Source organism: Acinetobacter sp. A22 (assembly GCF_030913345.1).
GTDB classification, from domain to species: domain Bacteria; phylum Pseudomonadota; class Gammaproteobacteria; order Pseudomonadales; family Moraxellaceae; genus Acinetobacter; species Acinetobacter junii.
This window is the reverse complement of record NZ_CP133162.1, coordinates 89,473-106,306: the sequence shown is the minus strand read 5'-3', so window position 1 is coordinate 106,306 and position 16,834 is coordinate 89,473. Positions and strand designations below refer to the sequence as shown.

General features: G+C 40.4%; 10 protein-coding genes, 2 tRNA genes and 3 rRNA genes. 2 read left to right on the top strand and 13 right to left on the bottom strand.

The window, feature by feature from the left end; genetic code table 11:
- Positions 1 to 53: 53 nt before the first annotated feature.
- Positions 54 to 1,004: a DUF6160 family protein gene (locus Q9Q86_RS00505; RefSeq protein WP_112987402.1), complete on the bottom strand. Its 951-nt coding sequence runs from the start codon at positions 1,002 to 1,004 to the stop codon at positions 54 to 56.
- Positions 1,005 to 1,527: 523 nt separating this feature from the next.
- Here Q9Q86_RS00505 and pabB point away from each other — a divergent pair.
- Entirely contained in the window at positions 1,528 to 2,871 is a 1,344-nt protein-coding gene (pabB, locus tag Q9Q86_RS00500) for an aminodeoxychorismate synthase component I (RefSeq protein ID WP_112987401.1), read from the top strand.
- A 17-nt stretch (positions 2,872 to 2,888) separates the two neighbouring features.
- On the opposite strand, the gene hisC is transcribed toward pabB, so the two are convergent.
- The 12 genes from hisC to Q9Q86_RS00440 all read right to left on the bottom strand — a co-directional run bounded on the left by hisC (position 2,889) and on the right by Q9Q86_RS00440 (position 15,333).
- A complete protein-coding gene (hisC, locus tag Q9Q86_RS00495; protein ID WP_112987400.1) occupies positions 2,889 to 3,974 on the bottom strand; it encodes a histidinol-phosphate transaminase in 1,086 nt (361 codons plus the stop codon).
- Positions 3,975 to 4,035: 61 nt separating this feature from the next.
- Entirely contained in the window at positions 4,036 to 5,325 is a 1,290-nt protein-coding gene (gene hisD / locus Q9Q86_RS00490) for a histidinol dehydrogenase (protein WP_112987399.1), read from the bottom strand.
- Between the two features lie 106 nt (positions 5,326 to 5,431).
- Entirely contained in the window at positions 5,432 to 6,115 is a 684-nt protein-coding gene (gene hisG / locus Q9Q86_RS00485) for an ATP phosphoribosyltransferase (RefSeq protein ID WP_039048006.1), read from the bottom strand.
- Entirely contained in the window at positions 6,112 to 7,371 is a 1,260-nt protein-coding gene (murA, locus tag Q9Q86_RS00480) for a UDP-N-acetylglucosamine 1-carboxyvinyltransferase (RefSeq protein ID WP_004952303.1), read from the bottom strand. The genes hisG and murA overlap by 4 nt, the downstream gene beginning before the upstream one ends.
- A gap of 6 nt (positions 7,372 to 7,377) precedes the next feature.
- Positions 7,378 to 7,629 (bottom strand): BolA family iron metabolism protein IbaG, encoded by a 252-nt coding sequence (ibaG, locus tag Q9Q86_RS00475; RefSeq protein ID WP_004914432.1) that lies wholly within the window; start codon positions 7,627 to 7,629, stop codon positions 7,378 to 7,380.
- Positions 7,630 to 7,765: 136 nt separating this feature from the next.
- Positions 7,766 to 8,107: a ribosome hibernation-promoting factor, HPF/YfiA family gene (hpf, locus tag Q9Q86_RS00470; protein ID WP_004914435.1), complete on the bottom strand. Its 342-nt coding sequence runs from the start codon at positions 8,105 to 8,107 to the stop codon at positions 7,766 to 7,768.
- A gap of 166 nt (positions 8,108 to 8,273) precedes the next feature.
- Positions 8,274 to 9,722, bottom strand: a complete 1,449-nt coding sequence (locus Q9Q86_RS00465) for an RNA polymerase factor sigma-54 (protein ID WP_004952298.1) — start codon at positions 9,720 to 9,722, stop codon at positions 8,274 to 8,276.
- Between the two features lie 231 nt (positions 9,723 to 9,953).
- A 5S ribosomal RNA gene (rrf, locus tag Q9Q86_RS00460) occupies positions 9,954 to 10,068 on the bottom strand.
- A gap of 174 nt (positions 10,069 to 10,242) precedes the next feature.
- Positions 10,243 to 13,134, bottom strand: a 23S ribosomal RNA gene (locus tag Q9Q86_RS00455).
- Positions 13,135 to 13,514: 380 nt separating this feature from the next.
- Positions 13,515 to 13,590, bottom strand: a tRNA-Ala gene (locus tag Q9Q86_RS00450).
- A gap of 70 nt (positions 13,591 to 13,660) precedes the next feature.
- Positions 13,661 to 13,737 (bottom strand) — tRNA-Ile (locus tag Q9Q86_RS00445).
- 59 nt (positions 13,738 to 13,796) lie between these two features.
- Positions 13,797 to 15,333: ribosomal RNA gene (locus Q9Q86_RS00440) — 16S ribosomal RNA — on the bottom strand.
- The 16S, 23S and 5S rRNA genes sit together here with 2 tRNA genes alongside, the layout of an rRNA operon.
- A gap of 573 nt (positions 15,334 to 15,906) precedes the next feature.
- On the opposite strand from Q9Q86_RS00440, the gene Q9Q86_RS00435 reads away from it, so the two are divergent.
- Positions 15,907 to 16,791 carry a VacJ family lipoprotein gene (locus Q9Q86_RS00435; protein ID WP_112987212.1) on the top strand — a complete coding sequence of 295 codons (885 nt, stop codon included), beginning with the start codon at positions 15,907 to 15,909 and terminating at the stop codon, positions 16,789 to 16,791.
- The last annotated feature ends 43 nt before the right edge of the window (positions 16,792 to 16,834 follow it).

The following is a 16,834-nucleotide window of genomic DNA, read 5'->3' as shown; positions in this document are numbered from 1 at the left end:
TCAAAGATTAAAAAAAGCGCAATATATGCGCTTTTTTTAATCAACAAATCAACTTAGTAACCAGCAATTGTAATCGTAGTTTTGCCAAGTTTAAGACCTTGGATTTCTACATCACCAATTGAAGCATTTGTAGAACCAGTCGCAGCAGCACCTAAACGTACAGCTTTAACATATACATCATTACCAGCTGTGCTGTTGTTCGTAATTTCTAAACCAGTGCTTTTAACTGAGATACCTAAATCAACATCAATTGCACCGCCACCAGCACCACGAACATGTAAACCATCAAGATAGATCTGACCACCACCAGCAGCATCATTGATACCTAGGTTAGTGATGTTAAGACCGCTTAGAGAAGATTTAACAAGAACCATAGCACCTTGTGGAGTAGCACCTAATTGTACGTTAGCTGCAACTTTACCCATATCCAATGTTAAACCAGTAAGGATTTGGTTCTCAGTTCCTGTTGTACCACGACGGATATTAGCAGAAGCTAAATCAGGAGCAGCACCTGAAGCACCAACACTGATTGCACCAACTTTAACTCTTAGAGCAGCAACATTAGCACCGATATTTAGGAATGCACCGCCACCACCATTAAGTGTAGTACCAGCATCAGTATCAATTTTTAAATTAAGTAAGTTATCTGATGCAGTGCCATCAAAGTTATCAGCACCAGCAGTAGCTTGTAGACCTAAACCAGCGATATGAATTGCACCTGCAGTTGCTTGACCACCTAGATTTACACCATTAAACGCAGCAGTAGTAGCTAAACCGTCGTTATCATGTACGTATAAACCTTCAACTAAAATACCTTTTGTAGTAGTAGCATCACTACCCATAAAAGTTGCTAAGTCTGTGTTTAGACCAGCACCAATACCGATAGAAATACCATCTTGACCAGTAGCAGAGCTAAGTGCAGCATCATCCATCGCTTGCATAGCCATTGCATTTGCGCTAATCGCCATTGAAGAAACTAAAGCTAGTTTAGTAAACATTTTCATTGAGCACTCTCCCAAGAGCATTTATTTTTTGACTTACACTACTCTAAACTGTCCAGTGTTGTTTTTTTCTTAAATGACAACTTGAACTTCCGATCCTTGAGTAGTTCGCTTAGCAAGTACTAAATTACCTGTTTGTTATTTTATGTTCAACTCCTGTTAACCGCTTTTTAGTAATAAACCGATAAACGGCATAAAAAATACACTACTGCATTACAACTCTTAGTCAGCAATAACATTGTGAATTATCTGTATATTTATAAGATCATTTTTTAAAAAACAAGTATACATTTCTCTCAGTTCTCCATTTATCTGAATGGATAAGATATTTACATAAATGTAAACAATGACACTTTTTGCCATTTTTATGCTTTTAAATTACTGATAGTAACAATTTTTATGAGATAAATCACAAATACTGTTTAAATGATTTTCGAATTACAACCTGTTTTTGAAAAACTCCGATGATTTCTCACTATTGTAGTACAATTATTTCTTATGATTTGCATGTGTTATTTTCAAGTTTATGAGCCAGTTTCAGCAAAAACTCAATATTTCATCTCTATCAGTCTCTGAAATTCTATTTCAGTTGAGAGAGTTAATTGGTTTGGTTTATTTGCATGATCAAAACTCACCTATTATTAGTTTTTTGCCAAAACATTATTTAATCTTCGAAAATTCAACATCACAACAGTTCACTCAACTTGAGTTAAACCAATACCATCAAATTACGCATCCTTTATCGATCATCAATTTTGCTCAGTTTAGCAAAAATCCAATATCAACCATCGAATCCATTTCTTTTAAAGGTGGATACATCGGCTTTATAAGTTATGACTATTGTTCAAACTTATGCGTTAAAACTGCTATGCGCTCTCAACCCAGTCTTTTTTTAGGTGAATATTCAAGTTATCTTAAATATCATAATGGTGAATGGTATTTCTATGGCAATGAAAAAAATTCAGTAAACACCTATAATTACATTCTATCCCTTTTGTCTAAAAATAAATCAGATCAACTAGAATCATTATCTTTACAGGATCAATGTACACCTCGCTGGTCTAAAACCAAGTATTTACAAGCATTTAGCAGAATTCAAGACTATATTAAAGCTGGTGATTGTTATCAAATAAATTTAACTCAAGAGTTTACAGCAAAAGCGAAAGGGTCCCTACTTAGTAAATCAAATGATTTTTGGCAATTAACTCATGCACCATATGCAGGCTATGTAAAAATTAATGAATTCGAACTTTTAAGTTGTTCACCAGAGCTATTCATTGAATTTGATAATAAAAATAAAATTAAAACTCGACCAATCAAAGGCACCATGCCAAGACACCAAGATCCTGAACAAGACCTTATTTCAAAAGAAAAGTTAACAAATTCAAAAAAAGATCAGGCGGAAAATGTGATGATTGTGGATTTACTAAGAAATGATTTAAGTGTTTATGCAGAAACTGGTTCAGTAAAAACAACAAAATTATTTGAAATTGAAAGTTTTAATCAAGTACACCATATGGTGAGTGAAATCACTGCAACATTAAAAGAAGAAGTTAATCCGATGCAAATGTTGCTATCAGCACTTCCAGGAGGCTCAATCACAGGGGCACCAAAAATTCGCGCAATGCAAATTATCGATGAACTTGAAGAATCTCCGCGCGGTGCCTATTGCGGAAGTTTAGGATATTTTAATTACGATGGTACAGGTCGCTGGAATATTTTAATTCGTAGTATTCAAAAAAATCAGGACAATCTTTCGATTTGGGCTGGTGGTGGAATTACTATCGCATCTGATGCGGAAGCCGAATACCAAGAATGTTTTGATAAAGTTTCTGCCATGCTTGATCTACTCAATACATGGCAGAAATAAAATAAGCTAATTCAAAATTAACTTATCAGCATTTTTAATGTATCAACTAGGCGCTGATTTTGTTCATCAGTACCAATCGTAATACGCAAAAATTGATTAATTCTTGGTTTGTTGAAATAGCGAACAATAATACCTTGCTCACGCAATTTTTCTGCAAGTTGTGCTGCATCGTGTAGGGAGTGTGTAGCAAAAATAAAGTTTGCTTTTGAAGGTAAAACATTAAAACCTAGCTCAGTTAGGTTAGCTACCAATTTTTCACGACTTGCAATGACTTTTTCACATTGTTCTTGAAAATAGTCTTGATCTTCAAAAGATGCTACAGCTGCAGCAATTGCAAAACGGTCAATTGGGTATGAATTGAAACTATTTTTAACCGCTTCAAGTGCAGCAATCAAATGGGCTTGTCCAATTGCAAATCCAACACGCAATCCAGCCAGTGAACGAGATTTGGAGGTTGTTTGACATACAACCAAATTCTCATAACGACTTATAAGTTCAACGGCTGATTCTGCTCCGAAATCTACATAAGCTTCATCAATGACTATCACACGATTTGGATTAGCTTTTAACAGTTGTTCAATTTTGTCCAAACCTAATGCAATACTCGTTGGTGCATTTGGATTAGTGATAATGATGCCACCATTTTCCTGTTCATAATCTGAAATATCTATTTCAAATTTTTCATTCAATGGAATTTGCTTTGTTTGAACACCAAAAAATTGACTATAAACTGGATAAAAACTATAGGTTATATCTGGATATAGAATTGGTTCTTGCTGAATGAAAAATGCTTTAAAAATATGAGCAAGCACTTCATCAGAACCATTTCCTACGAAGACTTGGCTAACATCAACATTTTGTTGTTTAGCGATTGCTTGTTTTAAAGCCGTAGCATCTGGATCAGGATATAAACGAAGGGCATCAGCTTGATGAGTCAAAACAGCTTGCACTGCATCAACCACTTTTGGTGATGGTGGATAAGGATTTTCGTTTGTATTCAGTTTCAATAAATTCTGTATTTTTGGTTGTTCACCAGGTACGTAAGGCTCTAAATCACGAACCTCAGGACTCCAAAAACGCATTTGTTCAATTGTAAATGCCATTTTATATACTCTCAAAACTCTCTAAAAAGGAACTTTATCAGCCCCTATATTCGTGGGTTAGCTATTGATAACGATAACGAGCTGATCGAGCATGTGCATCGAGATTTTCTTCCACCGCCAATATGTCTGCTGCTTTTGCTAAGGTTTTGACACCTTCTTTTGAGCACATAATTAAGCTTGAGCGTTTCTGAAAATCGTAAACACCAAGCGGTGAGGAAAAGCGAGCTGTACCAGATGTTGGTAGGACATGATTAGGCCCCGCACAATAATCACCTATTGCTTCAGGAGTATAGCGCCCCATGAATATTGCGCCCGCATGACGTATTTCTTGACTCATCAACTCTGCATCATCTAGACATAACTCTAAATGCTCAGGAGCAACTTGGTTGATAAGATCAACTGCTTCTGCACGATTCTTCACAAGCACTAATGCGCCACGATTTTCAATAGAAGTTCGAGCAATATCTGCCTTTGGCAGTTCGTTCAAATGCTTTTCAATTGCAATTTCCACAGCATTTAAAAGATTCTCATCGGGTGTAATGAAAATTGATTGAGCCACAGTATCATGCTCTGCCTGAGACAATACATCCATTGCCAACCATTCAGCATTATTTTCACCTTCAGCATAAACAAGAATTTCTGAAGGACCTGCGATCATATCAATGCCCACTTGACCGAAAACTGCTCTTTTAGCTGCGGCAACAAAGCGATTACCTGGCCCAGTAATTTTATCCACCGCTGGTATTGTTTCAGTACCATAAGCCAAAGCTGCAACAGCTTGTGCACCACCTATTGTAAAAACTCGGCTCACACCCGCTAAATATGCTGCTGCTAATACCAATGGATTAAGTTCACCATTGGGTGCAGGAACAACCATAATAATTTCAGGTACGCCAGCAACATGGGCTGGTAAAGCATTCATAAGTACAGACGATGGATAAGAGGCTAAACCACCAGGTACATAGATCCCAACACGATCAAGTGGAGTGACTTTTTGACCTAATGTATTTCCCAAATCATCAACATAAGTCCACCCTTCTTGCTTCTGAGCTTGATGAAATGAACGAATTCGTTTTGCTGCTAACTCAAGTGCATCACGAGTTTCAATGGTTAAACCCTCAAAAGCGGATTTGAGTTGTTCTTGGCTGAGCTCTAAGTCTGAGAATTGATGCGCAGGATGTCGATCGAACTGTTGCGTTAACTTAAGTACATGCTGATCACCGTGTTGACGAACATCGGCAATAATTTGGTCTACGGTTTGTACTAATTGAGGATCATTTACAGTTTCAAATGCTAATAGTTCAGCAAATATCTGCTTAAAATTTTGATCCTGAGTCGATAAACGTCGCATCAATTTACCCACAAGGCGAAAAAGAGAAGAATAAGTTTACTCTTTTTCGAAGTCCTTGTGGGCATCATATCAACATCTATCACTCAGTTTTCATAGGAAATCACGTTTAACGTGATTGGACTGCTTGTTCAAGTTGAGTCAAAATTGGATTTAATAAAGCTTGTTTCCGTTTAAAACTCGCTTTATTGACAATAAGACGCGAAGAAACTTTACAAATCTCTTCTAATGGCTCTAAACCATTGGCGCGTAAAGTATTACCCGTATCAACGACATCGACAATATAATCACCCAAGCCTACTAATGGCGCAAGCTCCATTGAACCATAGAGCTTAATCACATCAACTTGTTCACCTAAGCTCGCATAATATTGACGCGTCAAATTGACATACTTGGTTGCAATCTTCAAACGTCCTTTCGGACGTTCCATTCCAACTTTACCAGCAGTCATTAATTTACAATTGGCAATTCTTAAGTCAAGTAACTCATACACATGTTGAGCTCCATGTTCCATTAATACATCTTTACCCGCGACACCAAAATCTGCTGCACCGTTTTCCACATATGTTGGCACATCAGAAGCACGTAAAATCAAAATACGTACTTTCTTATGTGTGGTTGGGAAAATCAATTTACGAGATTTATCAGGATCTTCAAGTAAATTTATGCCTGCATTTTCAAGTAATGGCAATGTTTCTTTTAAGATACGACCTTTACTGAGTGCTAAAGTTAAACCATGATCAAAATTACCCATTACATCAAAATTCGGATCATCGTTTCTTAAGTCATTCATCCTTTTACTCGCTTAATCTGAGCGCCTAAACTTTGCAATTTTTCTTCAACATGTTCATAGCCACGATCTATATGGTAAATACGATCAATTAGTGTTTCACCTTCTGCAACTAAGGCTGCAAGCACTAGTGAAAATGAAGCACGTAAATCTGTAGCCATAACAGGTGCAGCCTGAAGTGTTTCCACACCAGTTACGATCGCATCATGGCCTTCTACCTGAATATTTGCACCCATACGTGAAAGTTCAGGGACATGCATAAAGCGATTTTCAAAAATTGTTTCCGAAATCGTCGCAAAACCACGACCGATTGCATTCACGGCCATGATTTGAGCTTGCATGTCAGTCGGAAATTCTGGATGAGGCAATGTTCTAAAACTAACAGCTTTAGGACGTTTCCCTTGCATGTCTAGTTCAATCCAATCATCGCCACGAGTAACTTCCGCACCCATTTCTTCGAATTTATCTAATACAGCTTCTAATAATGCTGGATCTGTATGCGTCGTTTTGATACGACCACCAGTGATCGCTGCAGCAGCTAAATATGAACCAGTTTCGATACGATCCGCTACGACTGCGTATTCACAACCATGCAGACTTTCAACACCAGTTACTACCAAAGTGTCTGTATCAAGGCCTTCAATTTTTGCACCCATTTTAATTAGCATTTGGGCGAGGTCTGTAATCTCAGGCTCTCTAGCAGCATTACGAATTGTGGTAACGCCATCTGCTAAAACAGCAGCCATCAAGATATTCTCTGTACCACCCACGGTCACCATATCAAAAACGACTTCACCGCCTTTTAATCGACCATCAACTGAAGCATGAACATATCCATTTTCAACTTCAATATGTGCACCTAACGCTTCCAAAGCTTTTAAATGCTGATCAACTGGACGTGAACCAATTGCACAACCACCTGGTAATGATACTTTTGCATTACCATAACGTGCTAATAATGGACCTAACACTAAAATTGAAGCACGCATTGTTTTCACAAGTTCGTATGGTGCAAATTGATTATCTAATGTTGATGCATCAGCACGAACCGTATCCCCTTCATAGGTCATGGTAATGCCAAGACCCGCTATTAATTTAACTAATGTATTTACGTCTTTTAAGTTTGGCACATTGGTTAAAGTAGTCGGAGAGTCCGCAAGAATCATTGCAGCGAGTAAAGGTAAAGCTGCATTTTTAGCACCAGAAATGCGTACTTCACCTTCGAGCTTAACACCGCCCGTAATTAAAAATTTATCCATTAATATTTAAGCTCCGAAAAGGCTTGCTTTACGCCATTCGTCTTTAGTCATTGCACGAATAGTAACTGCGTGAACTTCACCACTCGCGATATAAGAATTAAGAGGTGCATATACGGCTTGTTGACGTGTAAGAGTTCTCTTTCCTTCAAATTGATCATCTACAATACGAAGGTCGAATTTTCCAGCTTGTCCACTCACTGCTACTTCTGCTTCAGGGAAAGCTTCTTTTAAAATTTGCGTGAGCTGTTCACTATTCATTACAAGACCTCTTATACAGCCAATGGTGTAAAACCGCATATTTTACTATAACTTTTTCACATTATTCAGTAAGCAGTTTCTTTTTTTAAAAATAAAAAAAGAGGCTATCAAAACTAGCCTCTTTCTTAAAAGCAATTTAACTTAAAACAACCAACTCATGCTGGTAAGAACATTGCATTTTTCTATGTTTAGCAAGCTGTCTTTTTAATTTTTCTGTCAGTTTTTTTATTGAAGTATACATATCATCTGCTGTTGCTTGAGCAAACAGCTCAACCCCTGGTAAACGTATGATGGCCTCAGCTATATGATTGGCACTCCCTTTATGCGAACGCTTATCGATTTGATGATCTTTCGCTAATTTAATTTGCATACTGTTTACTTGATCAAGATGCTTAGTCATTTGACTAAACTTTTCTTTTATATTTTTTTCAATTGCTGGTGTAATGGTTAAATGGTGTCCACGAATTGTTATTTGCATAATTCTATCCCTCACCTTTTCTTAGGATTCAAGAAATAACTAAAACAAATTAATGCACATGAGTGGTTCAGTATCCATTAAATCATTTCAGTGATCTCTCTAGTAACTATTAAAAAAATTCATTATTTCGTCATAATGAGCTATTAGAATAGTCACACCTTAAAATTTAGATCAAGACTTTTCTTTCGGAAGATGAAGGAATATGTAACGATTCTCTATATTTTGCGACTGTTCTACGAGCAACCTCAATCCCTTCTTTTTTCAACATCTCTGCTATTGCATTATCTGACAAAGGCTTACGTGGATTTTCATTAGATACTAGCTTTTTAATCATGGCACGAATTGCAGTCGAAGATGCCTCCCCACCAGAAGTTGTTCCAACATGACTTGAAAAAAAATATTTCAATTCAAATAAACCACGGGGTGTAAGCATATATTTATTGGTTGTCACACGAGATACTGTTGATTCATGTAGTTCAACTTCTTCTGCAACATCACGCAAAACTAAAGGCTTCATTGCTTCAGCACCTTGCTCAAGAAATGCTCGCTGATGTTCAACAATACAAGTCGCAACCTTCAATAATGTTTTATGACGCTCATCTATACTCTTAATGAAGTTCTTTGCTTCTAACATTTGATTGCGTAAATAAACATTATCGTCACTTTGATCTGCTCGACGAATCATATTGGAATAAAATGAATTAATCCGTAATTTGGGCATTACATCTGGATTTAATTGTACATTCCAATGCTGATCTTTCTTTGCGACAACGACATCAGGTACCTGATATTCTGATTCTTGTTGATCAAACTCCAACCCTGGATAAGGCTTTAAGGTTTTAAGTAACTCAATAGCATTAGTTAGTTGTTCTTTTGATAATCCAGTTTGTTTCAATAATTTATTTAAATCATTAGAAATCAGCAGTTCATAGTAATTTAAAAGCTGTTTTGCTTCGGCTAAAAAAGGTGTTTTATCTTTAATTGTTTCTAATTGAATTTGCAAACATTCAGCCAAACTTCTTGAGCCAACACCTATCGGCTCTAAACGTTGAATATGTTTTAAAACAACAATAACCTCATCTTCTTCAACGTCTTCATCGTTATCAACTTCTCGCAACAATTGATTCACAGCAATTAAAATATCCGTCAAATCAGCATCTAGAAATCCCTTATCATCTAAAGAGTCCACAATACAATAAGCAATCAGCTTATCCACTCTAGAAAAATGCAAAAGATTAACTTGTTCTAGAATATGTTCTTTTAAACTAAGGTGAATTTGTCTGTTATCTTCTCTTTCTTCATACTCTGGTGTAGCAAGTGCGGTGGATTGATGCGTATAAATATCATCCCACTCTGTATCAACGGGCAAATCATTTGGTAAATGATCTGCATTCAATTCAGATGTTAAATCTTTATTTTCATTAGCTTCAACACTATTTAAACTTTCAATACTATTATTATCTTCAATTTTTTCGAGCAATGGATTACTATCAAGTTGAATTTGTATCTCTTGCTCCAACTCCAAACTAGAGAGTTGTAAAAGTCGAATTGCCTGCTGCAATTGAGGAGTTAACGATAAATTATTCGCTACTTTCAACCCAACAGATAATTTCATAATCATTCCCTATATTAGAACAAGCAAAAAACATGCCTATAAAATTATTTATAACACAAAGAAACTTGAACAACTATAAGTAAACTCACTTTCTATCTATCTACATGCTCAAAAAACTAGCAAAAAAAGATTTATATAAACTTTATTGGTTGGTTACGTGTTTTATATGGGAAAGAAACACAATAAAAAACACCCCCTCTGCATTAGCGGAGGGGGTGTTTTAGATTTAAAAGCTGGCGATGACTTACTCTCACATGGCAAACGCCACACTACCATCAGCGCGAAGAGGTTTCACTTCTGAGTTCGGGAAGGGATCAGGTGGTTCACTCTTGCTATTGTCGCCAGCAAACTGTTGTGGTGTTTTCGGGTCTTATTCACATTAATTAATAATGTTTGCCTTACTTACGATCCAAAGAGTTATTAACGGATTAGATAATTGGTCTGTATTGTAACTAGTTTGTACACTAAATCAAGTTATGTATTGAATTTATCTTGAATACAACAACTGTTTGGGTGTTGTATAGTCAAGCCTCACGAGCAATTAGTATTGGTCAGCTTCACACGTCACCGTGCTTCCACACCCAACCTATCAACGTCCTAGTCTCGAACGGCTCTTTAGAGGAATAAATTCCTAGGGAAATCTTATCTTGAGGTAGGCTTCCCGCTTAGATGCTTTCAGCGGTTATCCCTTCCGAACATAGCTACCCGGCGATGCCACTGGCGTGACAACCGGTACACCAGAGGTTCGTCCACTCTGGTCCTCTCGTACTAGGAGCAGATCCTCTCAAATTTCCAGCGCCCACGGTAGATAGGGACCGAACTGTCTCACGACGTTCTAAACCCAGCTCGCGTACCTCTTTAAATGGCGAACAGCCATACCCTTGGGACCTGCTTCAGCCCCAGGATGAGATGAGCCGACATCGAGGTGCCAAACACCGCCGTCGATATGAACTCTTGGGCGGTATCAGCCTGTTATCCCCAGAGTACCTTTTATCCGTTGAGCGATGGCCCTTCCATACAGAACCACCGGATCACTAAGACCTACTTTCGTACCTGCTCGACTTGTGGGTCTCGCAGTTAAGCGCGCTTTTGCCTTTATACTCTACGCGTGATTTCCGACCACGCTGAGCGCACCTTCGTACTCCTCCGTTACTCTTTAGGAGGAGACCGCCCCAGTCAAACTACCCACCAGACATGGTCCTCGTCCCGGATTACGGGACAGAGTTAGAACCTCAACATTACCAGGGTGGTATTTCAAGGACGGCTCCATTGGAACTAGCGTTCCAACTTCAAAGCCTCCCACCTATCCTACACAAGTAAGGTCAAAGTTCAATGTCAAGCTGCAGTAAAGGTTCACGGGGTCTTTCCGTCTAGCCGCGGGTACACTGCATCTTCACAGCGATTTCGATTTCACTGAGCCTCTGCTGGAGACAGCGCCGCCATCATTATGCCATTCGTGCAGGTCGGAACTTACCCGACAAGGAATTTCGCTACCTTAGGACCGTTATAGTTACGGCCGCCGTTTACTGGGGCTTCGATCAAGAGCTTCGCTTACGCTAACCCCATCAATTAACCTTCCAGCACCGGGCAGGCATCACACCCTATACGTCCACTTTCGTGTTTGCAGAGTGCTATGTTTTTAATAAACAGTTGCAGCGGCCTGGTTTCTGCGGCTGCCAACCGCTCAGGGAGCAAGTCCCATCACCGTCAGCAGCGTACCTTCTCCCGAAGTTACGGTACCATTTTGCCTAGTTCCTTCAGCAGAGTTCTCTCAAGCGCTTTGGTCTACTCGACCTGACCACCTGTGTCGGTTTCGGGTACGATTCCTGTGTAACTGAAGCTTAGAGACTTTTCCTGGAAGCATGGTATCAGCCACTTCACTGTACAAGTACAGCTTGCTATCGACTCTCAGCATAGAGCACCCCGGATTTGCCTAAGATGCATGCCTACGGTCTTCCACCTGGACAACCAACGCCAGGCTGACTTAACCTTCTCCGTCCTCTCATCGCATTACACAGAAGTATTGGAATATTAACCAATTTCCCATCGACTACGCCTCTCGGCCTCGCCTTAGGGGTCGACTCACCCAGCCCCGATTAACGTTGGACTGGAACCCTTGGTCTTTCAGCGAACGGGTTTTTCACCCGTTTTGTCGTTACTCACGTCAGCATTCGCACTTCTGATACCTCCAGCATACTTCTCAATACACCTTCATCGGCTTACAGAACGCTCCCCTACCACGTATACAAAGTATACATCCGCAGCTTCGGCACATAGTTTTAGCCCCGTTACATCTTCCGCGCAGGCCGACTCGACTAGTGAGCTATTACGCTTTCTTTAAAGGGTGGCTGCTTCTAAGCCAACCTCCTAGCTGTCTATGCCTTCCCACATCGTTTCCCACTTAACTATGATTTTGGGGCCTTAGCTGGCGGTCTGGATTGTTTTCCTCTTGACTACGGACGTTAGCACCCGCAGTCTGTCTCCCGGATAGTACTCATTGGTATTCGGAGTTTGCATCGGTTTGGTAAGTCGGGATGACCCCCTAGCCGAAACAGTGCTCTACCCCCTATGGTATTCGTCCGAGGCGCTACCTAAATAGCTTTCGGGGAGAACCAGCTATCACCAGGCTTGATTAGCCTTTCACCCCTATCCACAAGTCATCCCCTGGCTTTTCAACGACAGTGGGTTCGGTCCTCCAGTTAGTGTTACCCAACCTTCAACCTGCTCATGGATAGATCGCCTGGTTTCGGGTCTATACCCAGCAACTAAACGCCCTATTAAGACTCGATTTCTCTACGGCTCCCCTATTCGGTTAACCTCGCTACTGAATATAAGTCGCTGACCCATTATACAAAAGGTACGCAGTCACCGAACAAGTCGGCTCCCACTGCTTGTATGCATGCGGTTTCAGGATCTATTTCACTCCCCTCACAGGGGTTCTTTTCGCCTTTCCCTCACGGTACTGGTTCACTATCGGTCAGTCAGGAGTATTTAGCCTTGGAGGATGGTCCCCCCATATTCAGACAAGGTTTCACGTGCCTCGCCCTACTCGTCATCATTATGTGTGCCCTTTCGTGTACGGGAATATCACCCTCTACGTTCGCACTTCCCAGAGCGTTCCACTAAAACACACATAACTTAATGGGCTGCTCCCCGTTCGCTCGCCGCTACTAAGGGAATCTCAATTGATTTCTTTTCCTAAGGGTACTGAGATGTTTCACTTCCCCTCGTTCGCTTCATAAACCTATGTATTCAGTTTATGATACCCGCCTTATAGCGGGTGGGTTCCCCCATTCAGAAATCTCCGGATCAAAGGATATTTGCCGCCTCCCCGGAGCTTTTCGCAGGCTATCACGTCTTTCATCGCCTCTGACTGCCAAGGCATCCACCACATGCACTTAATTACTTGACTATACAACCCCAAACAGTCGTTAACACATACAAGTGAGTGTTATCGTTGCAAACTTAATTGCTACTGGTTTGTTGTCTGTGAATTTAATCACCATACAGCTTCAATCTAAATTCATATACCAAAACGCTTGATTCAGTGTTTTTACTAGTTCTCAATATGTTTAAATCAATCAAATTACTTCGATCAACTTAAATTCTTGAGTGAACAATTTATTTCAGACTCAATTTTCTAATCTGTTAATGATTAACTACCACCTCGTCGGTGCGTAGTAAACTGTGATAAATCACAGAGATTAATAAACCAAGATCAATTACTTAATCTTTTTATTCATTAAACTCTATAATCTATTTAGCTCAGAATTAAACATTTCATTTAATTCATGGTGGAGACTAGGAGAGTCGAACTCCTGACCTCCTGCGTGCAAAGCAGGCGCTCTACCAACTAAGCTAAGTCCCCAGCTTTAATCATAATGAACGACATATCTTTTTATCTAGCAGCTTGTGATTATTCATCACTTCGTCAGTAGTGGTGGGTCTGACAAGACTTGAACTTGTGACCCCACGCTTATCAAGCGTGTGCTCTAACCAACTGAGCTACAGACCCTCAGATACATCTTCGAAGAACAACTTGTTGTGGATTCTTACCAGTCACCAATCTTTCGTTAAGGAGGTGATCCAGCCGCAGGTTCCCCTACGGCTACCTTGTTACGACTTCACCCCAGTCATCGGCCACACCGTGGTAAGCGTCCTCCTTGCGGTTAGACTACCTACTTCTGGTGCAACAAACTCCCATGGTGTGACGGGCGGTGTGTACAAGGCCCGGGAACGTATTCACCGCGGCATTCTGATCCGCGATTACTAGCGATTCCGACTTCATGGAGTCGAGTTGCAGACTCCAATCCGGACTACGATCGGCTTTTTGAGATTAGCATCACATCGCTGTGTAGCAACCCTTTGTACCGACCATTGTAGCACGTGTGTAGCCCTGGCCGTAAGGGCCATGATGACTTGACGTCGTCCCCGCCTTCCTCCAGTTTGTCACTGGCAGTATCCTTAAAGTTCCCATCCGAAATGCTGGCAAGTAAGGAAAAGGGTTGCGCTCGTTGCGGGACTTAACCCAACATCTCACGACACGAGCTGACGACAGCCATGCAGCACCTGTATCTAGATTCCCGAAGGCACCAATCCATCTCTGGAAAGTTTCTAGTATGTCAAGGCCAGGTAAGGTTCTTCGCGTTGCATCGAATTAAACCACATGCTCCACCGCTTGTGCGGGCCCCCGTCAATTCATTTGAGTTTTAGTCTTGCGACCGTACTCCCCAGGCGGTCTACTTATCGCGTTAGCTGCGCCACTAAAGCCTCAAAGGCCCCAACGGCTAGTAGACATCGTTTACGGCATGGACTACCAGGGTATCTAATCCTGTTTGCTCCCCATGCTTTCGTACCTCAGCGTCAGTATTAGGCCAGATGGCTGCCTTCGCCATCGGTATTCCTCCAGATCTCTACGCATTTCACCGCTACACCTGGAATTCTACCATCCTCTCCCATACTCTAGCTTCCCAGTATCGAATGCAATTCCCAAGTTAAGCTCGGGGATTTCACATCCGACTTAAAAAGCCGCCTACGCACGCTTTACGCCCAGTAAATCCGATTAACGCTCGCACCCTCTGTATTACCGCGGCTGCTGGCACAGAGTTAGCCGGTGCTTATTCTGCGAGTAACGTCCACTATCCAAGAGTATTAGTCTCAGTAGCCTCCTCCTCGCTTAAAGTGCTTTACAACCATAAGGCCTTCTTCACACACGCGGCATGGCTGGATCAGGGTTCCCCCCATTGTCCAATATTCCCCACTGCTGCCTCCCGTAGGAGTCTGGGCCGTGTCTCAGTCCCAGTGTGGCGGATCATCCTCTCAGACCCGCTACAGATCGTCGCCTTGGTAGGCCTTTACCCCACCAACTAGCTAATCCGACTTAGGCTCATCTATTAGCGCAAGGTCCGAAGATCCCCTGCTTTCTCCCGTAGGACGTATGCGGTATTAGCATTCCTTTCGGAATGTTGTCCCCCACTAATAGGCAGATTCCTAAGCATTACTCACCCGTCCGCCGCTAAGATAAGGTGCAAGCACCTCATCTCCGCTCGACTTGCATGTGTTAAGCCTGCCGCCAGCGTTCAATCTGAGCCATGATCAAACTCTTCAGTTAAAATCATTTTGCACCTTAGTTAAGACAAGGTGCTAATTCTGGCTCATCAATTTTCTGACTAAAAATTCGCTCAAATAAACTTCGAGAAATTTCTACCATTCAATCAATGAAAATTATTTCGATCGATCAACCAGTAAAAATCCACACAAGTTGTTCTTCTATTCTCTTAATGATCTTCTCGATGATTCGTCATCATCAAGCTAGGTCGGCTATATTACTCTAAATTTCTTTAAAGTCAACAGGTAATTTAGATGTTTTTAAAACTTATCAACCAATCCAAGAATCTAACCACTTTAGCCAAACTCTTGTTTCTCAACAAGTTTTTATCCGCATCACCGCCGATGGATGTGCATTCTACAGTATTCTCACACCAATGCAACACTCTTCAATAGGATTTTATTTCGAGTGAACATTTTTAAACCAAATTCACAATATTTCTTATATTTTTCGATCGAATTTGCTTTAATAATAGTAGAACAAATAAATTGTACTTACTTTATCTATGTTTTGCGTTTAATTAGCGCATTCATTTTAATGACTGTAATTTCGCTCTAACTGCGATTAAGGACTTATATGCATTACTCAAATTTTTTCTTGCTTGGGTTGTTAACTGCTGGAGCATTTAATACAGCAATAGCTCAAGATGTATCTGAGCAATCCCCAGTCGTAACTGAATCAATTGAAAACCAATTAAATACACAACAAAAAACATCAACTTTGCAAGCAATTAAAGATTTAAAAAAAATAACCAAGGATGATTTGAAGGTAAACGCTAATGCAGCGCAACCTGATGCGGTTAAAGACCCTCTACAACCATTAAATCGCCAAATCTTTGCCTTCAACGATACATTAGACCGATATGTACTTAAGCCAGTAGCTATCCAATACGTTGAAAAAGTACCAGAACCTGTACGAAGTCCTTACCGTCAATTTCGCAAAAACCTCGGTGAGCCGTGGAATGCCTTCAATCAACTTATACAAGGACGCCCATCTCGCGCAGCAAAAACATTAGGACGCTTTACTTTAAATACTTTAACAACCTTAGGTTTTGCTGACCCAGCACGTCGTTTAGGATTACCAACCGAAGAGGAAAGCTTTGGTGTAACTTTAGGCTATTATGGCGTCCCGTCTGGTCCTTATGTAATGCTTCCTTTTTTCGGACCTAGTACTTTTCGTGATGGGTTTGGCTTAGCTATCGATCGTTATGGTCGCCCACAAAAATATATGCTCGACGACCAACAAGGAATTTATTGGTCTACAAATGTGTTACAAGCTATAGATGCTCGTGCTCAAGTTTTGGATATTGAAGAAAGCTTAAAAGGCGATAAATATGCAATGATTCGAGATTTCTATCTGCAAAGAAAGGCTTTCCAAATTGCTGAAAAACATGGCGACTCTGCAGATGTATCATTTGTAGATGATACTGAAGATAGTGAAGAATCTTCGGATAATCAGTAAATTCGTATTTCTATATTTATAGACATAAGTATTACTCTCTATT

Bases quoted from the DNA above. Each gene is read 5' to 3' on its own strand.
- hisC (WP_112987400.1), bottom strand. From the start codon at position 3,974: ATGGCATTTACAATTGAACAAATGCGTTTTTGGAGTCCTGAGGTTCGT.
- ibaG (WP_004914432.1), bottom strand. From the start codon at position 7,629: ATGAATAGTGAACAGCTCACGCAAATTTTAAAAGAAGCTTTCCCTGAA.
- pabB (WP_112987401.1), top strand. From the start codon at position 1,528: ATGAGCCAGTTTCAGCAAAAACTCAATATTTCATCTCTATCAGTCTCT.
- hisD (WP_112987399.1), bottom strand. From the start codon at position 5,325: ATGCGACGTTTATCGACTCAGGATCAAAATTTTAAGCAGATATTTGCT.
- Q9Q86_RS00465 (WP_004952298.1), bottom strand. From the start codon at position 9,722: ATGAAATTATCTGTTGGGTTGAAAGTAGCGAATAATTTATCGTTAACT.
- hpf (WP_004914435.1), bottom strand. From the start codon at position 8,107: ATGCAAATAACAATTCGTGGACACCATTTAACCATTACACCAGCAATT.
- hisG (WP_039048006.1), bottom strand. From the start codon at position 6,115: ATGAATGACTTAAGAAACGATGATCCGAATTTTGATGTAATGGGTAAT.
- Q9Q86_RS00435 (WP_112987212.1), top strand. From the start codon at position 15,907: ATGCATTACTCAAATTTTTTCTTGCTTGGGTTGTTAACTGCTGGAGCA.
- murA (WP_004952303.1), bottom strand. From the start codon at position 7,371: ATGGATAAATTTTTAATTACGGGCGGTGTTAAGCTCGAAGGTGAAGTA.
- Q9Q86_RS00505 (WP_112987402.1), bottom strand. From the start codon at position 1,004: ATGAAAATGTTTACTAAACTAGCTTTAGTTTCTTCAATGGCGATTAGC.